The organism is Streptomyces sp. NPDC005423, from assembly GCF_040606415.1.
Taxonomy (GTDB): Bacteria; Actinomycetota; Actinomycetes; order Streptomycetales; family Streptomycetaceae; genus Streptomyces.
This window is the reverse complement of sequence record NZ_JBEXET010000012.1, coordinates 86,482-106,336: the sequence shown is the minus strand read 5'-3', so window position 1 is coordinate 106,336 and position 19,855 is coordinate 86,482. Positions and strand designations below refer to the sequence as shown.

At 70.7% G+C, this 19,855-nt stretch carries 18 protein-coding genes, 1 tRNA gene and 1 riboswitch; of the genes, 4 read left to right on the top strand and 15 right to left on the bottom strand.

Annotated elements, in window-relative coordinates:
• From ABZT12_RS15900 to ABZT12_RS15880, 5 genes are all read right to left on the bottom strand, one after another.
• Positions 1-129 (bottom strand): FAD-dependent monooxygenase (locus tag ABZT12_RS15900; RefSeq protein WP_356383711.1); only part of this gene is annotated, 129 nt, incomplete at its 3' end.
• A gap of 207 nt (positions 130-336) precedes the next feature.
• Entirely contained in the window at positions 337-1,023 is a 687-nt protein-coding gene (locus ABZT12_RS15895; RefSeq protein WP_356383534.1) for a hypothetical protein, read from the bottom strand.
• A gap of 209 nt (positions 1,024-1,232) precedes the next feature.
• Positions 1,233-3,197 (bottom strand): hypothetical protein, encoded by a 1,965-nt coding sequence (locus ABZT12_RS15890; RefSeq protein ID WP_356383531.1) that lies wholly within the window; start codon positions 3,195-3,197, stop codon positions 1,233-1,235.
• Positions 3,198-3,285: 88 nt separating this feature from the next.
• Positions 3,286-3,504: a hypothetical protein gene (locus tag ABZT12_RS15885; protein WP_356383528.1), complete on the bottom strand. Its 219-nt coding sequence runs from the start codon at positions 3,502-3,504 to the stop codon at positions 3,286-3,288.
• Positions 3,505-3,567: 63 nt separating this feature from the next.
• Entirely contained in the window at positions 3,568-3,783 is a 216-nt protein-coding gene (locus ABZT12_RS15880; RefSeq protein ID WP_356383525.1) for a hypothetical protein, read from the bottom strand.
• Positions 3,784-4,050: 267 nt separating this feature from the next.
• On the opposite strand from ABZT12_RS15880, the gene ABZT12_RS15875 reads away from it, so the two are divergent.
• Both ABZT12_RS15875 and ABZT12_RS15870 read left to right on the top strand, forming a co-directional pair.
• Positions 4,051-4,443 carry a helix-turn-helix transcriptional regulator gene (locus tag ABZT12_RS15875; RefSeq protein ID WP_356383522.1) on the top strand — a complete coding sequence of 131 codons (393 nt, stop codon included), beginning with the start codon at positions 4,051-4,053 and terminating at the stop codon, positions 4,441-4,443.
• Between the two features lie 188 nt (positions 4,444-4,631).
• The gene (locus ABZT12_RS15870; RefSeq protein WP_356383519.1) at positions 4,632-4,892 is read left to right on the top strand and encodes a hypothetical protein; all 261 of its coding nucleotides are present in this window, start codon (positions 4,632-4,634) and stop codon (positions 4,890-4,892) included.
• Between the two features lie 35 nt (positions 4,893-4,927).
• Here ABZT12_RS15870 and ABZT12_RS15865 read toward each other — a convergent pair.
• Positions 4,928-5,013, bottom strand: a tRNA-Leu gene (locus ABZT12_RS15865).
• Positions 5,014-5,412: 399 nt separating this feature from the next.
• Between ABZT12_RS15865 and ABZT12_RS15860 the strand changes: the two genes are divergently transcribed.
• Entirely contained in the window at positions 5,413-6,183 is a 771-nt protein-coding gene (locus ABZT12_RS15860) for an ABC transporter ATP-binding protein (RefSeq protein WP_356383516.1), read from the top strand.
• Between the two features lie 87 nt (positions 6,184-6,270).
• On the top strand, positions 6,271-8,799 hold the full coding sequence (locus ABZT12_RS15855) for an FtsX-like permease family protein (RefSeq protein ID WP_356383512.1): 2,529 nt from the start codon (positions 6,271-6,273) through the stop codon (positions 8,797-8,799).
• A gap of 80 nt (positions 8,800-8,879) precedes the next feature.
• Here ABZT12_RS15855 and ABZT12_RS15850 read toward each other — a convergent pair whose 3' ends face one another.
• From ABZT12_RS15850 to ABZT12_RS15810, 9 genes are all read right to left on the bottom strand, one after another.
• Positions 8,880-10,169: a cyclopropane-fatty-acyl-phospholipid synthase family protein gene (locus ABZT12_RS15850; RefSeq protein ID WP_356383509.1), complete on the bottom strand. Its 1,290-nt coding sequence runs from the start codon at positions 10,167-10,169 to the stop codon at positions 8,880-8,882.
• 224 nt (positions 10,170-10,393) lie between these two features.
• Positions 10,394-11,776 carry an NAD(P)/FAD-dependent oxidoreductase gene (locus ABZT12_RS15845; protein ID WP_356383506.1) on the bottom strand — a complete coding sequence of 461 codons (1,383 nt, stop codon included), beginning with the start codon at positions 11,774-11,776 and terminating at the stop codon, positions 10,394-10,396.
• A 543-nt stretch (positions 11,777-12,319) separates the two neighbouring features.
• Positions 12,320-13,270, bottom strand: coding sequence for a Ppx/GppA phosphatase family protein (locus ABZT12_RS15840; RefSeq protein ID WP_356383503.1), 951 nt, complete (start codon positions 13,268-13,270; stop codon positions 12,320-12,322).
• Positions 13,267-13,875: a DUF501 domain-containing protein gene (locus tag ABZT12_RS15835; protein ID WP_356383500.1), complete on the bottom strand. Its 609-nt coding sequence runs from the start codon at positions 13,873-13,875 to the stop codon at positions 13,267-13,269. Before ABZT12_RS15835 ends, ABZT12_RS15840 begins: the two co-directional genes overlap by 4 nt.
• A gap of 36 nt (positions 13,876-13,911) precedes the next feature.
• The gene (locus tag ABZT12_RS15830) at positions 13,912-14,388 is read right to left on the bottom strand and encodes a septum formation initiator family protein (RefSeq protein WP_356383497.1); all 477 of its coding nucleotides are present in this window, start codon (positions 14,386-14,388) and stop codon (positions 13,912-13,914) included.
• A 97-nt stretch (positions 14,389-14,485) separates the two neighbouring features.
• Positions 14,486-15,772: a phosphopyruvate hydratase gene (gene eno / locus ABZT12_RS15825; RefSeq protein ID WP_356383494.1), complete on the bottom strand. Its 1,287-nt coding sequence runs from the start codon at positions 15,770-15,772 to the stop codon at positions 14,486-14,488.
• Between the two features lie 310 nt (positions 15,773-16,082).
• On the bottom strand, positions 16,083-16,814 hold the full coding sequence (locus ABZT12_RS15820; protein WP_356383491.1) for a transglycosylase family protein: 732 nt from the start codon (positions 16,812-16,814) through the stop codon (positions 16,083-16,085).
• 3 nt (positions 16,815-16,817) lie between these two features.
• Positions 16,818-17,002: riboswitch (cyclic di-AMP (ydaO/yuaA leader) on the bottom strand.
• A gap of 182 nt (positions 17,003-17,184) precedes the next feature.
• Entirely contained in the window at positions 17,185-18,249 is a 1,065-nt protein-coding gene (locus tag ABZT12_RS15815) for a transglycosylase family protein (protein ID WP_356383708.1), read from the bottom strand.
• A gap of 204 nt (positions 18,250-18,453) precedes the next feature.
• Positions 18,454-19,746: a cytochrome P450 gene (locus ABZT12_RS15810; protein ID WP_356383488.1), complete on the bottom strand. Its 1,293-nt coding sequence runs from the start codon at positions 19,744-19,746 to the stop codon at positions 18,454-18,456.
• Positions 19,747-19,855: the final 109 nt, after the last annotated feature.

The window sequence follows — 19,855 nt, the reverse complement described above, 5'->3', positions numbered from 1 at the left end:
CTGGCGGTGCCCGACGTAGGCGCGGTCGCGGCTCTCCAGCACCACGGAGGCGATGCCGGCCCGGTGGAGCAGCCGGGCGAGGAGCAGGCCGGCCGGACCGGCTCCGATGATGCCGACGGTGGTGCGCATCGGGCGTTCCCTTCGGGTGGGCGTCGTTGCCGCGCCGTGCGGTGTCGTTCGCACGGTGTCGTCCGCTCGCACGGAGCGTTGTTCGCACTGTGAAATTTACTTCACTTGCGGGTCCGCTCCGAGTTTCCGGCCTCGTACGCCCCCTGTCAACGGCCGGCCGGGAGGCGTGGTGCCCGCCACGCCCGCGGCGGGCACCACGCGGTCGGGTCAGTGACCGGGCCAGCCGTCCAGGTGGCGGTGCAGGGTCACTTCGGGCTGCTCGGTGCCCTTCGGCGCGTGGGCCACGGCGTCGCGCAGGATGCCGGTGACCTCGGCGGCCAGCCCGTCGGCCTGCCGCTTGAGGTCGGCGGCGGGCAGCCCCGAGCGGGTCAGCTCGTCCAACTTGCGGTGTACGTCGCCCAGTTGACGCTGGACGTCCCGGTCGAGGTTGACCGGCTTGGGTGTCGAGACGATGAACTGGTAGGCGCCGGCCAGGGTCTGGCAGCCGGTGCAGCTCTTGTTGGTGGCGTCGCTGAGGTTCACGGCGTTGAGGTGGGTGTGCTCGCCGGCGAAGGTGACGATCTGGAAGGAGAGCGCCACCGAACGGCAGGCGTCGTCCGCCGAGCAGCCGGCCGAGACGGCGTCCGCCTGGTTGCGCACGCCGACGGCGTCGGCCGCCCCGAACTGGCGGACCGAGAAGGAGTCCCGGGCCTGGGTGTGGTGCTTGCGGTTGGCGTGGCTGAAGACGTCGTCGGCGGCGAAGGCCGCGTGCCGCCCCCCGCCGGTCGCCGCGCTCGCCGCCTGGGCCGGCACGGTGGCCGCCACCCCGGCGATCCCGGCGGCGAACAGCCCTATGCGGACGGCCCGTTGACCGAGCACGCTCTTGGCCGGGCGTGGTTTGCGATGGTTGTTCACGCGTTTCTCCTGCGGTGGTCCGATGATGCTCGGGTGGTGCTCTGTTCGGCGCCCTGCCGGGTGCCCTGGCGGTGGTGCTTCGGTGCGGGAGACGGGACGGCCGGGCGGGCAACCGGGCCCGGGGCCGGCACCCCTTCAAGTGCGACACCGGGGCCGGAACCGTCCACCCGACCGGCCCCTGCCCCCACCCGGACGGCTATGACGATGCGTCAAGAAAGCCTGGGGCTCGGCGAGTCGGTCGGTGACGGCCCCGTGGTGGCCGACGCGGTCGGCGTGTTCGAGGCGGGCCCGGACGGCTCGGTGGCCGGGGCTCCCATACCCTGCGTCGCCGACGGCGAGCCGGTCTCGACGGGTTCCCCGCTGGGCCCCGCATCGGTGCCCGGCCCCGGGGCGGAGGAGGACGAGCCGGCCGACGGCCGGGAGGTGCCGGACGCGGTCGGCGAGGCCGACGCGTGGGCCGAGGCGCCGGGTGAAGCGCCGGGTGAGGCGTCGGCCGAGGGGCCGGCCGTCCCCGTACCGGCCGAGGAGGCGGCCGTACCCGCCGGTGCGGACGGGCCGGCGGACGGATCCCCGCCCTTCCCCGGCGCCCCGTCCGGTGTGGACGCCCGGCGGACCGGCGGGGGCTCGGTGGAGACCCCGGGCTGGAGGATCGGCGCGATCGGCGGCTGTTTCGGCAGCGGCTGCGGGGTCAGGCCCGACACCCACGCGTAGCTCAGCCCGGTCAGGGAGGCCAGGGCCAGCGCGCACAGGGCGACGCGCAGCCGGGGGCGGCCCGCCGTGGAGCGCTTCGCGGCCCGCAGGATGCGCCCGCCGAGCTTGACCGACAGGTAGATCACGCCCGCCATGGGACAGAGCAGCATGACCGTGCCGATCACGCCGACCAGCCCCTCGGCGATCCGGCCGTCCGCGAACGAGGCACCGGTGCCGAGGAGTTGGCCGGTCAGTGAGCGCACCATCGTGGCGATGATGCGCGGCAGGTTCCACAGCGCGTAGCCGAGTTCGCCGACGATCAGCGGCACCATCGTCAGCACCCAGCAGGCGACGATCGTCCGGGCCGACTTCTTGAGCCCGAGGACCTCCTCGCGCGCCGCCCGCCCCCTCTCGCCGGGGACGATGCTCAGCATGATGGGTTTGATCTTGCCGTAGAGGTCAGGGATGCCCGCCAGGTCGCCCAGGATGTAGTAGCCGTCCAGGCGGACGGCCGGCATCAGCTGCTCCAGGATCTCGAAGTGCCCGAGATAGACGGCGGCCAGGAAGAACTGCGCGCCCGTCGCGAAGTACGACCCGGCCATGGCCAGCATGAAGACGACGTTGAAGTACACCCCGCCGAGGTCGGTACGGAGCCGCCCGGCCCGCCCGATCCGGTAGACGTCGGTGACGTCCGTGTACATCGACGGCCAGATCAGGAAGAGCCCGCAGCCGATGCAGCCGGGGCGGGCCCCGCCGTATCCGCAGGCCGACGCGTGGCCGAACTCGTGGAAGACGAGGGAGGCCACGGTCAGCACGAAGACCAGCAGGATCAGCACCGGCTGGTCGAGGACCTCCAGCACCGGGGCGATCGCCCCGAAGAAGCCGAAGAGCCAGACGTCCATGGCGACGGTCGCGGCCAGCACCAGCGCGACCACGACCGGCCGGTGCAGCCAGGCGAGGGCGCGGGCGATCTTCGCGGTGCGGCGCTCGTCGAAGACGACCCGGTGGCCCTTGAGCGCCAGCAGCAGGTCGGAGCGCGGGGCGTCGACCTCGTCGTCCTCCTGGCCCTCGGGGACCGTCACGCCGAGCGGCCGCAGTTTGTTCTCGACCAGGTAGCGGACGTTCTCCTCGCTCACCTCGCGCCCGAACCGCGCGCTGACCCGGTGGGCGATGACCTCGGTGTCGCGTACGCCGTCGACCGACGACGCGACGAGGTACAGCAGCCGCGTCAGCTGGACGACCTGCCCGTCCCCCCGGCGGGCGATGTACTTGGGCTCGGTGAAGCCCGATCCCTGGTATTCGCCGTGCAGCCGCAGCCCGGCGCTGAGCCGCGGCACCGGCCGGGCCTCCAACGCCGGCGTCGCCGCCGCGGCCCGTCCGGTGCCCGCCACGACCTGCTCGTAGGTCACCGGCCGGCCACCGGGTCCCGGCACCGGTGTCGCTGTGTCGTGCAGGACCGCGGTCCCGTCTCCGAGCACCGTCATCTGTGGTCTCTCCCCGTTCTCCCCCCAGGGGGGCGGACCGCGTCGTCCCTGTGCGGTCCGCCCCCCTGCCGTCGCGGCGGCGGTGCCGCTACTGGGTGACGCTGATGCTCTGGGCCGCCGAGGACGAGGCGTCGGAGTACAGCGAGTGGTCGTTCAGGGCGGCGGACTCGTTGTGCGCCGAGATGTTGGCGACGTGCTTGGTCACGTTCACCGACTTGCCGAAGCTGAACTTCAGGCGGCCCAGGGCCTCGCGGCCCGGCAGCAGTTCGGCGGACTCGGCGTTCAGCTCATTCATGTCCATGCTCATGGTGATGGTCCTTTCGAGAGGTGCGGATGGTGTGCGGCCTACGACGTACCGGCGGGCGCGGTGCTACTGGCTGACGCTGATGCCCTGCGCGGCGCCGGAGTCGGCGAGCGAGCCGATGGAGTGGTCGTTCAGGGCGGCGGACTCGTTGTGCGCCGAGATGTTGGCGACGTGCTTGGTGACGTTCACCGACTTGCCGAAGCTGAACTTCAGGCGGCCCAGGGCCTCGCGGCCCGGCAGCAGTTCGGCGGACTCGGCGTCGAGTTCACGGGCGTTCAGCATGGTCAATTCCCCCTACGGGATGGGCATTTCCGTGCGGACGGGGTCAGGTTCCCCCCCGACTCCGTCCAATCTGGTCGGACGGCTTGTCCAACGAGATTGGACACTAGGCCCTCGAACCACCACCGCGCAACCCGTTCGGAGAACCGGCTCTCGGCCGATCGGTGGCCCGCCCGTAGAATCGGGGGCGCGCACAGAAGATCCAGAAGACCCGGCAGAACCAGCGCCGTCAGCAGACACAGCAGATCCAGCAGCGGGAAGTGACCACCGGTGGCCAACGCACTGCAGCAGATCATCCGTGAGCACCTCGACCGCAACGGCTGGTCCTACGGCGATCTCGCGCGCCGCGGCGGCATCCCGCGCTCCACGGTGCACCACCTGGCCACCACGGAGCGCGTCGTCCGCATGCCCCAGCCGGCCACCCTGGAGGGCCTGTCCAAGGGGCTCGGCGTCCCGTTGGACACCGTCCGCCGGGCCGCCGCCGAGGCCTGCGGCATCCACGTCTACGGCACCGGCACCGCGTCCGCCCCGGACGCCTCCCGGCCCGCCGACCCCGAGGTCGATCTGCTGATCGCCAGCGTCCAGCGGCTCTCGTCCGCCGACCGCCGGCACGTGGCCGCCCTCGTGGAGTCCCTGCTGGACCGCGCCCCGCACGAGAAGTGACCCCACCCGGACGTCCCGCGCGGCCCGGCGGTTGCGTCCGACGTCCGATCTACGACCGTTCTTCCACCGTTTCCCTGCCATCTCGGAAAAAGAATCCAGAGCGCCCGAAAAGCACCGAGATCCACAGCTAGTCTCTCGTCCTGCCCGAGCGGGTGAGCCGCGCGACCACGGGCTTGCAGGGGTGAGACGTGCTGTTCATACATGGCGGAGCGACAACCGCCGTGGTCCGGGGACCGGCGGGCGAATCGGTCGCCCTGCTCTCCGGCGAACTCCCCGAGGTCCTGACCGAGGAGGCGCTCGCCGGCCTCCTCGACCTCGCCGCCGCCATCCTCGGCACGGAGGAACTCGACCTGTTCCGCCGCTGCCTGGAGTCGCTCAGACGCGGCGAACTGCGCGCACCGCGGCGGGTGGAGGTCGACGGGGCCGTACTGACGGTCTACGAAGGCTGAACGAGCGGCGGGGGAATATGCCGCTGTGCGGCCGGTGGTGCCCGGAACCGGACTTGAACCGGTACGCCCGCGAGGGGCAGCGAGGTTTAAGCTCGCCGTGTCTGCATTCCACCATCCGGGCAGGCCATGGGCCCCGCATCGAGTTGCCGAGCCTATCGGGGCGCGTCACCCCAACACCGGGCGGCTGGACCGATGTTGTCTTATTTTATTGATGTCTGAGGGTGCATCAGCCCCCGGTACGGGCCATCCGCACTTGCCAACAGCGTTGCGTGCGGTGCGCGGGCACGTGAGCGGAATGACGGAATTTCACCGCCCGAACGAGGGTGCTCCACCGGTTCTCGACGTCTCGGCGGGCTCCCTCTCGGGGTCGGCCCTCATCCCCAGGTATGAGACGGCCCCCCGCCGTGCGACCGCAGGCTGCCCCCGGAACCGGAACAGCGGCTGACTACACGGCCGTTCACGGCGGCGACGATGGGAGGAAGTCGCCAGCACGATCACCGTCCCGACAGGAGCACCCCTCGTGACCACCACCCCCATCGCCGACCGGGCCACCTCGGTGGCCGCGCGCGCCACGGATCTGTCGAAGATCTACGGACAGGGCGAGACCCAGGTGGTCGCCCTCGACCAGGTCTCCATCGCCTTCCGGCAGGCCGAGTTCACCGCGATCATGGGCCCCTCGGGGTCCGGCAAGTCCACGCTGATGCACTGCGTGGCCGGCCTGGACACCTTCTCCTCCGGCTCCGTACGGATCGGCGAGACCGAGCTGGGGTCCCTGAAGGACAAGCAGCTCACCAAGTTGCGCCGGGACAAGATCGGGTTCATCTTCCAGGCGTTCAACCTGCTGCCGACGCTGACCGCCCTGGAGAACATCACGCTGCCGATGGACATAGCGGGCCGCAAGCCCGACAAGGAGTGGCTGGACTCGGTGATCCGGATGATCGGGCTCTCGGACCGGCTGAGCCACCGCCCCTCGCAGCTCTCGGGCGGCCAGCAGCAGCGGGTCGCGGTGGCCCGGGCACTCGCCTCCCGGCCCGACATCATCTTCGGCGACGAGCCGACCGGAAACCTCGACTCGCGCGCCGGCGCCGAGGTGCTGGGCTTCCTGCGCAACTCCGTAAGGGAGTTGGGGCAGACGGTGGTGATGGTGACCCACGACCCGGTGGCCGCGGCCTACGCGGACCGGGTGGTCTTCCTCGCGGACGGCCGGATCGTCGACGAGGTGTACGAGCCGACGGCCGACTCGGTGCTTGACCGCATGAAGCGGTTCGACGCCAAGGGCCGCACCAGCTGAGCGATGTGACGGTCCGTCACCGCTTCTCCCGGCACCTGATGTGCGCCGCCCCGGCCCGACCCTCGTAGACCTGGACTGATAAAACCCATGTTCCGTACCGCCTTGCGCAACGTACTCGCGCACAAGGCCCGGCTCCTCATGACCGTGCTCGCCGTGATGCTGGGCGTCGCGTTCGTGTCGGGGACCCTGGTCTTCACCAACACCATCTCCCATGCCTACCAACAGAGTTCGGCCAAGGGCTTCGACCAGGTCGACGTCGCCGTCGGGCCCAGGGCCCAGGAGGACACGGGCGACAAGGTCGGCAGGACGCCCGAGCTGACCCAGGCCGTGCTCGACACCAGCGCCAAGGTGCCGGGCGCCGCCTCCGCCACCGGCGTCGTCCAGGGCTTCACCGCGATCGCCGACAAGAAGGGCAAGCTGATCGGCGGCGGCTTCCGCTCGGAGGGCGGCAACTACTGGGGCACCAAGGACGCCCGGTACCCGCTCACCAGCGGCCACGCCCCCAGCGGGAGGAACGAGGTCGCGATCGACTCCGAGACCGCCCGCCGGGCCGGCTACCGGGTCGGCGACACCGTGCGCCTCTCGGTCGACGGCCCGGTCCTCACCCCGACCATCGTCGGCGTCTTCACCACCGACGACGGCAACGTCGCCGCCGGCGGCAGCCTCGCCCTCTACGACACGGCGACCGCGCAGCAGCTGTTCGGCAAGCCCGGCACCTACGACGAGATCGACGTGAAGGCCGCCGCCGGCACCAGCCAGACGGCGCTGAAGGCCGCGCTGGACCAGGCGCTCCCCAAGGGCACCACCGAGACCACCACCGCGCGGCGGCTCGCCGACGACCAGGCGAAGGCGATCTCCGCCTCGATGAGCGGCCTCAAGCAGGGCCTGCTGGTCTTCGCGGGCATCGCGCTCTTCGTCGGCACCTTCATCATCGCCAACACCTTCACCATGCTCGTCGCCCAGCGCACCAGGGAACTCGCGCTGCTGCGCGCGGTCGGCGCCTCCCGCCGGCAGGTCACCCGCTCCGTACTGGTGGAGGCGTTCGTGGTCGGCGCGATCGCCGCCGTCACCGGACTGGTCGCCGGTATCGGCATCGGCATCGGGCTGCGCTCCCTCATGGGTTCCCTCGGCGCGACGGTGCCGGACGGACCGCTCGTCATCACGGCGGGCACGGTGCTCAGCGCCCTCGCCGTCGGCATCCTCATCACCATGCTCGCCGCCTGGCTGCCCGGCCGCCGGGCCGCGAAGATCCCGCCGGTGGCCGCGATGAGCAGCGTGCACGCGCAGGCCACCGCCAAGTCGCTGGTGCTCCGCAACACGCTGGGCGCGCTGTTCTCGGCGGCGGGCGTCGCCATCGTCCTCGCGGCCACCTCGATGAGCGGCTCCAGCGGCCAGGCCCCGATGGGGCTCGGCGCGGTCCTGCTGATCATCGGCGTGTTCATCCTGACCCCGCTGCTCTCCCGCCCGTTGATCGCCGCGTCCGCGCCGGTGCTGCGGATCTTCGGGATCTCCGGCAAGCTGGCCCGCCAGAACTCGGTGCGCAACCCGCGCCGTACGGCCGCCACCGCCTCCGCGCTGATGATCGGCCTCACCCTCATCACCGGCATGACCGTGATGGCGGGCAGCCTGCAGAAGTCGATCGACAAGATGGCCTCGTCCGCGATCAGCGCCGACTACGTGGTCTCCATGGCCAACGGCAACCCGCTCTCCCCGGACGTCGCCGAGAAGCTCGCCGCCACCTCCGGCGTCACCGCCACCAGCCCGCTGCGCAACGCCGCCTCACGCATCGACGGCACCACCGAGTACCTGACGGGCGTCACCGGCAAGGCCATCGGCAGGCTCACCGACCCCACGGTCGACAGCGGCACCTTCGAGGTCGGCGGCAGCCGAGTCGTGGTGGACGACGACACCGCCAAGTCCCATGGCTGGAAGGCCGGTTCGGTCTTCACCGCGCACTACGAGGACGGCCGCGCCGCGCGCCTGACGGTCTCCGGGGTCTACGAGGGCAACGAGCTGATCCAGGGCATCATGCTCGACAACGCCACCCTCACCCCGCACGTCGAGGACCCGGCCGACATGCAGGTCCTGGTGAAGACCGCGGACGGCACGTCGGGCGCCATGAAGGACCGCCTGGAGAAGGCGCTGGGCACCAACCCGGCCATCAAGGTCCAGGACAAGCAGGACCTGTCCAACAGCATCGCCTCGATGTTCACCCTGATCCTGAACATGGTCTACGGACTGCTCGCCATGGCGGTGATCGTGGCGGTCCTCGGCGTCATCAACACCCTGGCCATGTCGGTCTTCGAGCGCTCGCAGGAGATCGGCATGCTGCGCGCGATCGGCCTCGACCGCAAGGCCGTCAAGCGGATGGTGCGGCTGGAGTCGGTGGTCATCTCGCTCTTCGGCGGGGTGCTCGGCATCGGTCTGGGCGTCTTCTTCGGCTGGGCCGCCGGGGAGCTGCTGGGTGCGCACCTGCCGACGTACGAACTGGTCCTGCCGTGGACGCGGATGGCGGTCTTCCTGCTCCTGGCGGCGACGGTCGGTGTCCTGGCGGCACTGTGGCCGGCCCGCCGCGCGGCGGGCCTGAACATGCTGTCGGCGATCCACTCCGAGTGACCGTCGACTCCCGCTCGCAGCACACGAGTCGGGCCCCGTTCCGGTGACGCGGAACGGGGCCCGACTCGTCTCCCGTGCGCTCAGTTCCAGGTGCGGGCGCGCAACGGCATCCCCGAGTCGCCCGGCGCGAAGGCCCGCACCGCCAGTACCTGGTTGACGCCGATCCGGTTGTGCTCGAAGGCGAGCGCGGAGGCCGCCATGTACAGGCGCCACACCCGGGCCCGGCCGGCCCCGGCGAGCCGGGCGGCCCGGTTCCAGTCGCCCTCCAGGTTGGCGACCCAGCGGCGCAGGGTGAGCGCGTAGTGCTCCCGGATCGCCTCGACGTCCCGCACCTCGAACCCGGCGCGCTCCAACTGGGTCACCGTGGTGCCCACCGGCGCGAGTTCACCGTCGGGGAAGACGTAGGCGTCGATGAACTCGTCGATGTCGTACGCCTCCTCGTCGCGGCGCGGGCGCCGCGCGATCTGGTGGTTGAGCAGCCGCCCGCCGGGCTTGAGCAGCCCGTGGAGGACCTGGGCGTACTCCAAGTACCGTTCGGAGCCCACGTGTTCGGCCATCCCGACGGAGGAGATGGCGTCGTAGGGTCCGTCCTCGACCTCCCGGTAGTCCTGTACGCGGATCTCGACCCTGTCGGTGAGTCCCTCGTCGGCGACGCGCTTACGGGCGTAGGCCGCCTGTTCCTGGGAGAGGGTCACGCCGACCACGCTCACGCCGTGCTCACGGGCCGCGTGGATGGCGAGGGAGCCCCAGCCGCAGCCGACGTCCAGGAGACTCATGCCGGGGGTGAGGCCCATCTTGCGGCAGATGAGTTCGAGCTTGTCGGGCTGGGCGCCCTCCAGGTCGCCCGACTCCTCCCAGTAGGCGCAGGAGTAGACCATGGACGGGCCGAGGACGATCTCGTAGAAGTCGTTGCCGACGTCGTAGTGGTGGCTGATGGCGCGTCGGTCGGTGTTCTTGGTGTGCAGGTGGGCCCGGACCCGGCGGACTTCCTCGGGGGGCGGGGCGGGCGGCAGGGGGAGGCCGCCGAGCCGCACCAGACCGCGGACGGCGGCGCGGACCGAGGGGTCGCGCAGCGCCTGCGCGAGGGTCCTGGCGTCCTCGCCGCGGTCCCACACCAGGCCGGAGATCAGGTCGAGGGCGGCATACAGGTCGCCCTCGATGTCGAGGTCGCCGGAGACCCAGGCGCGGGCGAGCCCGAGTTCGCCGGGCTTCCAGAGCAGCCGGCGCAGGGCACGCCGGTTGCGGAGAACCAGGGTGGGCGCACCCGGCGGGCCCGACTGCGAGCCGTCCCAGGCGCGGATGCGCACCGGGAGGGGAGTGCCCAGCAACTGTTCGAAGAGGCTCTTCAGCCGCAACGCGGCGTCAGCCATGGCGCGCACCTCCGACGAGGGTCCCGGAATTGTCCATGACCACGTAAACACCTGCGGGCCCTGGGCGCAGTCCCCCATTTGCGTTACGGCTGGGCAAAATAGTTGTAGCGGGCACGTACATGGCCGACGGAAACGCCGAAGGGGCCGCCCGCACCACGGATGGCGGGCGGCCCCTTCGGGCGGCGTGACTTCTCGGCGTCAGCGTCGGCTGCGACCGGCGAGGGTCAGGAGGCCTTGGCCTTCTCCTCGGCCTTCGCCACGGCCGGGGCCGGGGCGGGCTTGGCTGCCTCGTAGAACTCCTCGCGGGGGTTCTCCATGGCGCCCAGCGACACGACCTCGCGCTTGAGGAACATGCCGAGCGTCCAGTCGGCGAAGATGCGGATCTTGCGGTTCCAGGTCGGCATCGCCAGACCGTGGTAGCCGCGGTGCATGTACCACGCGAGGCGGCCCTTGAGCTTGATCTTCACCTTGCCCATGACGATCATCGCGACGCCCTTGTGGAGGCCGAGACCGGCCACCGCGCCCTTGTTGGCGTGCGCGTACTCCTTCTGCGGGAAGCCCCGCATACCGGAGATCACGTTGTCGCCGAGGACCTTCGCCTGACGCAGCGCGTGCTGGGCGTTCGGCGGGCACCAGGCGTTCTCGACGCCGGCCTTGCGGGCGGCGATGTCGGGCACCTGGGCGTTGTCGCCGGCGGCCCAGATGTAGTCGGTGCCGGTGACCTGGAGCGTCGGCTGGGCGTCGACGTGACCGCGCGGGCCGAGCGGCAGGCCGAAGCGGGAGAGGACCGGGTTGGGCTTGACGCCGGCCGTCCAGACGATCGTGCTGGAGTCGACCTCCAGGCCGTTCTTCAGCACCACGTGACCGTCGACGCAGGAGTCCATCGAGGTCGAGAGGTAGATCTCGATCCCGCGGCTCTCCAGGTGCTCCTTGCCGTAGAGGCCAAGCTTGGGGCCCACCTCGGGAAGGATCTTGTCGGCGGCGTCGACGAGGATGAAGCGCATGTCCTCGCGGGAGACGTTGGTGTAGTACTTGGCCGCGTCCCGGGCCATGTCCTCGACCTCGCCGATGGTCTCCGCGCCGGCGAAACCGCCGCCGACGAAGACGAAGGTGAGCGCCTTGCGGCGGATCTCCTCATCGGTGGTGGAGTCGGCCTTGTCGAGCTGTTCGAGGACGTGGTTGCGCAGGCCGATGGACTCCTCGATGCCCTTCATGCCGATGCCCTGCTCGGCGAGGCCGGGGATCGGGAAGGTGCGGGAGACCGCGCCCATCGCGATGACGAGGTAGTCGAAAGGCAGCTCGTACGCCTCACCCACGAGGGGGGCGATCGTGGCGACCTTGCGGTCCTGGTCGATGGTGGTGACCCGGCCGGTGAGGACCTCCGCCTTCGGCAGCACGCGTCGCAACGGGACGACGACGTGCCGCGGGGAGATGCTGCCGGCGGCGGCTTCGGGGAGGAAGGGCTGGTAGGTCATGTACGACCGGGGGTCGACGACCGTGACGGTCGCCTCGCCGTAGCGCATCTTCTTGAGAATGCGCCGAGCTGCGTACAGGCCTACGTACCCACCGCCTACTACGAGGATCCTGGGACGCTCCGTGGTGCTCATGCCATCGAGTATCCACCCGCCTCTGGGGGGTAGCTCGTGCGCCCCTTCACAAGCTTGGGCAGGGCCTGTGTTATCCTCCGCGATCCCCTTGCTCCGGAACGTACGCGAAGAGGGGGGCCGAGGCCCGTTACGCCCGTTGTCAACACCGCGTGAGCTGCTCGTCCGACCCTTCACGGCCCCTGGACCACCCCTGCGCGACACCGTCCCGAAACCCTCCGGGATCCCTCCGCGACCGGGCCCGGACCCCGCTCCGACGGCCGCCGGACCCCCGGAAAGCCCCGTCGGGACACTTTCTCCGGTCGAGAGGAGAGAAATCCTTGTGAAGAACTTCACGATGTTTCTTCCGACGGCGTTCCAGAGGGGCCCCGCACACCCTCTCCGGGCCGCTCATACGTTGTACGGGCTGCTCAGCCGACCATTACCTGACGGTAACATAGGGGCCGACGGAAGCGGTCCCCGGTCCCCGCGAGCGACCGAGGCACGCGGGTCCTCACGAGCCCGCGAGCCAGCCGACCCCACCGAGGAGCGCCACTTACCGCGTCGTCACGACCTGAGTGCCGTGTGGAACGCGATCCCGTCGAGGATGTCGTGCTCGCTCACCACGACCTCCACCGCCCCGGTCCGCTCCATGATCGACAGCAGGACGAGGGCGCCCGCGCCGATGACGTCGACGCGGCCCGGATGCATGGAGGGGACGGCCGCGCGCTCGGCGTGGGTGGAGCGCAGGAGCGTCTCGGTGATCTCCCGGACGCGGTCGTAGGAGACCCGGGAGTGGTGGATCGCCGCCGAGTCGTACGCGGGCAGGTCCAGGGCGATCGCCGCCACCGTCGTCACCGAACCGGCCAGACCGACCAGGGTGCGGGCCTCGCGGAGCGGGACCGAGCGCTCGGCGAGGTCGAGGGCTGCCTCGATGTCGGCGCGCATCGCGGCGATCTGACCGTCCGTGGGCGGGTCCGTCACCGCGCCGTCGCGGACCAGGTGGCGCTCGGTCATCCGGACGCAGCCGACGTCCACCGAACGCGCCGCGCGCACCCGGTCGTCGCCGACCACGAACTCCGTGGAGCCGCCGCCGATGTCCACCACCAGATAGGGCTTGGCGAACCGCTCCTCGCCCGCCAGCTCCGCGGTCGCCCCGGTGAAGGAGAACTCCGCCTCCTGGTCGCCGGAGACGACCTCGGGCTCGACGCCCAGGATGGACCGGACGCCCCGGACGAAGTCGTCACGGTTCTCGGCGTCCCGGGAGGCGGAGGTGGCGACGAAGCGGAGGCGTTCGGCGCCGTGCTCCTCGATGACGGCCGCGTAGTCACGGCACGCGGCGAAGGTCCGCTCCAGCGCCTCGGGCGCGAGCCGGCCGGTGCGGTCGACCCCCTGGCCGAGCCGCACGATCGTCATCCGCCGGTCCAGATCGACGAGTTGACCCGTGTCCGGGTGCACGTCGGCGACGAGGAGGCGGATCGAGTTCGTACCGCAGTCGATCGCGGCGACCCGGGTCACTGCTCGCCCTCCCCGACCGGCCTGAACGCGAAATGGCCCGTGCCGTCCTCGGTCGTCTCCGTCCGCCACCCCGCACCGGCCGGCCCCCCCCCGGGCACGGTCACGCACGGACCCTTGCTCCACCACGTCGGCAGCATCGCGATCGCCTCGTCGCCGAGCGGGTTGACGCCCGGCCCCGCGGCGAGCGAGTGCGCCACCAGCACATGCAGGCACTTCACCCGGTCCGGCATGCCGCCTGCGCTCGGGAAGCCCGCCAGCACCTCGATCTCGTCCCGGCGGCGGAGGTAGTCCTCGTGCGCGGCCCGGTACGCGGCGGCCAGCTCGGCGTCGGACTCCAGCCGGGCCGTCATCTCCTTCATCACGCCGTTCGCCTCCAGGGTGCCGATCGCCGAGGCGGCCTTGGGGCAGGTCAGGTAGTACGTCGTCGGGAACGGCGTACCGTCGGGCAGCCGCGGTGCCGTCTCCACGACGTCGGGCTGACCGCACGGGCAGCGGTGCGCGATCGCGCGCAGCCCGCGCGGCGGACGCCCGAGCTGCTGCTTGAAGGCCTCGACGTCCGCGTCGGCGGGCTCGGTGCGCGGGGTGGGCGGCGGGGGCGTGTCCATGGCTGTCAGGAAGTCTCTCTGTCAGTTCACTACGGTTCACTGGTCGGAGGCGTCGGACCTGTCGACGCCGTCCCACACGTTCGCGTACCAGGGGCGGTCGGCCGCCCCCAGCTCGGCGCGCGACTGCTTGGCCGCGTCCGGGTCGATCACGACGTAACCCGTCTCCCCGGGCAGCACGTAGTGCAGCCGCTGCCGGATCTGCTGCTCGGCGTACGCGTCGTCCTGCCAGCGCGCCTTCAGGTCGCGCAGCTGCTCGACCCGCTGCCGGGCCCGCGCCTGCTGCCGCTGCAGATCGGAGATCTCGGCGCGCTGGGAGACGTACTGCCTTATCGGGTACGCCAGCGCCACCACCAGCGAGCAGAGCACCAGGGCGAGGAGCGCCGCCCGGCCGGTGAGCCGGGACCGGCGGGCCTGCCGCTTGGTCTGGGAGCGGTAGACGCGGGCCGCCGTCTGCTCGCCGAGCAGTTTCAGCCTGGTCGCGGTGGAGAACCGGTCCCGGTCCTTCACGGCCATGTCCCGCCTCCCGTTCACGCGCGTACGTCCCCGGACACGGTACGGGACCGCGCACGGGGACGTACGTACGACTGGCTCAGGCTTGACCCCTCGTGGGTCAGCCCTTGAAGCGGGGGAAGGCGCTGCGGCCGGCGTAGACCGCCGCGTCGTCGAGGATCTCCTCGATGCGCAGCAGCTGGTTGTACTTGGCGACGCGCTCGGAGCGGGCCGGGGCGCCGGTCTTGATCTGGCCGCAGTTGGTGGCGACGGCGAGGTCGGCGATGGTGACGTCCTCGGTCTCGCCGGAGCGGTGGGACATCATGCACTTGTAGCCGCTGCGCTGGGCCAGTTCGACGGCGTCCAGCGTCTCGGTCAGCGAACCGATCTGGTTGACCTTGACGAGCAGGGCGTTGGCGGTGCCCTCCTCGATGCCGCGGGCCAGCCGCTCGGGGTTGGTGACGAAGAGGTCGTCGCCGACGATCTGCACCTTCTCGCCGAGGCGGTCGGTGAGGACCTTCCAGCCGGCCCAGTCGTCCTCGAAGAGCGGGTCCTCGATGGAGACGAGCGGGTAGGCCGCCACCAGCTCCTCGTAGTACTCCGTCATCTCGGCGGCGGAGCGCTCCTTGCCCTCGAACTGGTACTTGCCGTCCTTGTAGAACTCGGAGGCGGCGACGTCGAGCGCGAGGGCGATCTGCTCGCCCGGGATGTAGCCGGCCTGCTTGACGGCCTCCAGGATGAGGTCGAGCGCGGCGCGGTTGGACTCCAGGTTCGGGGCGAAGCCGCCCTCGTCGCCGAGGCCGGTGGAGAGGCCCTTGGTCTTCAGGACGGACTTGAGGGTGTGGTAGACCTCGGCGCCCCAGCGCAGCGCCTCGGAGAAGGACTCCGCGCCGATCGGGGCGATCATGAACTCCTGGATGTCCACGTTGGAGTCGGCGTGCGAGCCGCCGTTGAGGATGTTCATCATCGGAACGGGCAGCAGGTGCGCGTTCGGGCCGCCCAGGTAGCGGAAGAGCGGGAGGTCGCTGGCCTCGGAGGCGGCGTGCGCGACGGCGAGAGAGACGCCGAGGATGGCGTTGGCGCCGAGCGAGCCCTTGTTGTCGGTGGCGTCCAGGTCGAACATCGCCTGGTCGATCAGGCGCTGCTCGGTGGCGTCGTAGCCGACCAGCTCCGGGCCGATCTGCTCGATGACGGCGAGGACGGCCTTCTCCACGCCCTTGCCCTGGTAACGGTTGGGGTCACCGTCACGCAGCTCGATGGCCTCGAAGGCGCCCGTGGAGGCGCCGGAGGGAACGGCGGCACGACCCGTGCTGCCGTCGTCGAGGCCGACCTCGACCTCGACCGTGGGATTACCTCGGGAGTCCAGGATTTCCCGGGCTACGACGACGTCGATGGACGGCACGAGCATCTCCTTATGGGATGTGACGCGGTGAGCAGGACCGCAGCGGCTCTGCGAGACGAGCCTAACCGGCTCCGGGCGATCGGCCATCCGCCCGACCGCCCCCTGGACAGAAACCGAGGGCAAATTGTTTCCGAACGGAACAAAGAGGGGCCGTGTGCGGCGGCACTCGGGCCGCCCAGAAAAAACCCCGCTCCGGTGCGTACGGGGAACACGCACCGGAGCGGGGAGCCCGTGGGGGCGGGGGGTGGCCCTCACGAGGTCTCCACTATGGGGACCACGGATATGAGGGCGCTGTGGTTCGACTACGAGCCGGATGTCACTTCAGGTGCAGCTGCTGGCCCGGGTAGATGACGTCGGCGTTGTCGACGATGTCCTTGTTCAGCTTGAACAGCTGCTGCCAGCCGCCCTTCACCTTGTGCTTCGCGGCGATGGAGCTGAGGCTGTCGCCCTTGACGACCTTGTACTCGCCGTCGCCCTTCTCGACCTTCTTGCCAGTCGGGGTGGTGACGGTCTTCTTGGCGACCGGGCGCTCGGCGGAGCGGGAGGCCGTCGACGTGCCGGCGGAACGCTCGGTGGTGCCGCTCGACGCGTTGGAGGAGCCCGAGGAGCCGGACGAGCCCGCCGAGTTCGAGGAGCCCGACGACGAGTTCGAGGAAGAGCCGGAGCCGCTGGAGGAGGCGCCCGAGAGGCCGGTGCCGCAGGTCGGCCAGGCACCCTTGCCCTGCGCGGCGAGGACCTTCTCGCCCACGGCGATCTGCTCGGACTTGGACGCCCGGTCCGCGGTGGAGGCGTAGGCGGTGCCACCGTAGGCGGCCCAGGTGGAGGCGGAGAACTGCAGGCCGCCGTAGTAGCCGTTGCCGGTGTTGATGGACCAGTTGCCGCCGGCCTCGCACTGGGCGACGGTGTCCCACTCCGAGGCGGTGGCCGCGGAGGCGTTGCCGACCGCCATCAGCGGGGCGGCGATGGCGACACCGGTGACGCCGGCGAGCGTGGCGACCCGGGTGGCCTTGGACGGACGACGGTGCTTGGCCTTGCTGGAAAACAGCATGGAAGATCCCCTCACCGACGCCTGCGAGGTGAGCTGTCGGGTTCGGGCCGTGTGAGTTGCCCGGCCGCGACTCGTACATCTCTCGTACGAGGCACGGCTTCACCCCTAGCCGGTTCCGTTCGTCTCTCGACTCCCGGGCCCGGCGCCTACCTTGGGTCCCCCGCTCCTGCCTACGGCGCTTGACGCGACGACTGTTCCCGGACGGCCGCTGGCAGGATTCGGCGTTGCGGCTGACGGGGCCCGTGGTGACGAGCGGTCCTGACCGTAGACATGCGATCGTGAGAATTTCAAAGACGATCAGGGCTTCTGAGACTCATCCCACACTTTCCCCAAAGCGGACATTCGAGGCGAAGCGTGACGTCAACTCCCGCTACTTTGCGACCGTTTCGGCACTGACGTCCAGTGTCTGACCGGCGACGATACGGGCCGGGTCGGCGCCTATCGCCTCCTCGTTCGCGGCATAGAGCGCGCGCCATCCGCCGGTGAGGCCAAGGGAGTCGGCGATGGAGCCGAGGGTGTCGCCCGCCCGGACCGTGTACGTCTCCTCGCTCGCCCCCCGGTGCCGCCCGCCGCCGGTGACCGCGTCGGTGTGGGCCGCGCTGCCGCCGGACGCCACGCCGTCGGTCGTCGCGCTCTTGGTCGTAGCGGACTTGGTCGCAGCGTTCTTGGTCACGGTGCCGAGCGAGCCGGTGTCGACGAGGCTCGACTTCGCGGCGGGCTGCACGGAGTTGCCCGGGTAGCTGACGCTGGGCGAGGCCGTGGGCTCACCGTGGGAGCTCCGGGCGCCGCTCGTGCCGGAACCGGACGACTTGTCAGTTCCGCCCGACGTACCGGCGTGGGCGGTACCGGTGGATTTGTCCGTGACGGACGGCGAAGGAGTCGCCGAACCGGCGTCGGACGTACCCGAGTCGGCGGGACCCGAGGAGTCCGACAGGCCGGCGGAGCCGGCGGCGTCCGACGAGTCGGACGAGTCCGAGGAGTCCCCCGCGTCGGACGAACCGGTCGCCGTGGCCGACGGGGAGTCGCTCGCCACCCCGGTGTCGACGCTCGTGGAGCCGGAGGAGGTGGTGAGGCCGGAGAGCAGCGAGCACGTCGTCCACGCGGAGGTGCCCTTGGCGTCGAGGATCTTCTCGGCCACGGCTATCTGCTGGGAACGGCTGGCGAGGTCGGCGCTCGGCGCGTACTCCAGGCCGCCGTACTTCGCCCAGTCGTCCTGGGAGACCTGGAGGCCGCCGTAGTAGCCGTTGCCGCTGTTGGCACTCCACGAGCCGCCGCTCTCGCAGTTGGCCACCTTGTCCCAGGTGGTGCCGTCGGCCGCGTTCGCGGCGCTGGCCGCGAGGAGGGGGATCGCGATGGCCGAGCCGGTCACGCCGGCCGCGACGATGAGTGCCGGAGCCTGACGGGGGCGTCGGTGACGACCGTTCCCGGAGAGCATGCGGAAGCCTTTCATGCGACAGCGATGAACCGCGCGGCCGTTGTTATGAGGCGCCGCGTTGATAGATGAACGTATCCACAGCCGAACACCTGTCACAAGTTAATGCCGCGCGGATCACGTGAAGATCACAGACATGAGGAAGTGTCAGCTTTACCCTGGTGGGGCGAGGTTGAGCCCCCATGGCCGAATTCCCCCGTACGGCCATTACGGCACCGGTGTGAATTCCACGGGCAAGGTGCGCAATCCGCGCATGATGAGTCCTCCACGCCAACGCAAATCGGCTGGTTCCACCGCGAGTCGGAGATCCGGGAGCCGGGTGAGAAGGGTGGCGAGCGCGGTCCGGCCCTCCAGCCGGGCGAGCGGGGCCCCGAGGCAGTAGTGGATGCCGTGCCCGTACCCGAGGTGTTGATTGTCACGCCGCCCGAGATCCAGCACCTCGGGATCGGCGAACCGCTCCGGATCCCGGTCCGCTGCGGCCAGCACGACGAGCACGGGGTCGCCGGCCGCGATCTCCTGGCCGCCGACACTGAGCGCCCGGGTGGCGAAACGCCAGGTCGCCAGCTCCACCGGGCCGTCGTAGCGCAGGAGTTCCTCGACTCCCGTGTCGAGCAGACCGCGTTCGCCGGCCGCCAGCGAACTCTCCAGCCGGGCCCGCTGCCCGGGATGGGTGAGCAGGGCGTAGGTGCCGTTGCCGATGAGGTTGACGGTGGTCTCGAAGCCGGCGAAGAGCAGGATGAAGGCCATCGCCGCGGCCTCGTTCTCGGTGAGGTGCTCGCCCTGGTCGGAGGCGCGGATCAGACCGGAGATCAGGTCCTCGCCGGGAAGGGGCTCCGGGGTGTCGGGGAGGGCCGCGCGCTTGCGGTGGATGAGGTCGGCGAGATAGGCGCGCATCTTCTTGACCGACCGCGCGACCCCGCCCCGCGGGCTGCCTCCCTGTCCCGCCTTTCCGTGGCGGATCATCATCCCCGCCCAGTCCCGGAAGTCGTCCTGGTCCTCACGGGGGACGCCGAGCAGGTCACAGATGGCGTAGATGGGGAGCGGGAAGGCGAAGTCGTGGATGAGGTCGGCGGAGCCGGACCGCGCGAACCCGTCGATCAGGCCGTCCGTCAACTCCTGCACCCGCGGCGCGAATTCGGCGATCCGACGGGGTGTGAACGCCTTGCTGACCAGCCTGCGCAGGCGGGTGTGGTCCGGCGGGTCGATGTTGAGCAGATGCGTCATCAAGTCGGCCTGACGCTCACCGGGAATGCCGGTCCTGCCCCTGGCGTCCGCCGGCCCGCCGTGGTGCGCGGGGTTCTTGGACAGGCGCGGGTCGGCGAGCACCTGCTTCGCGTCGGCATACCGGGTGACCAACCAGGCCTCGACCCCGCTCGGCAACCGCGTCCGATGCACGGGAGCGTGCTCACGGAGCCACGCGTAGGCGGGATAGGGGTTGGTGGCGAACTCCCAGGTGAAGAGTTCCGGAGTGGCGGTCGAGGAGGGCGGCTGGTCTGTCACTCCCCGACGGTATCCGGGCGCCGGTTCCGCGGGGGGACGGGCCGGGGGGGCGGGCCGGGGGGGCGGGCCGGAGGGGACGGGCCGGGTGGGCGGACGGCTGGTGTGGGTG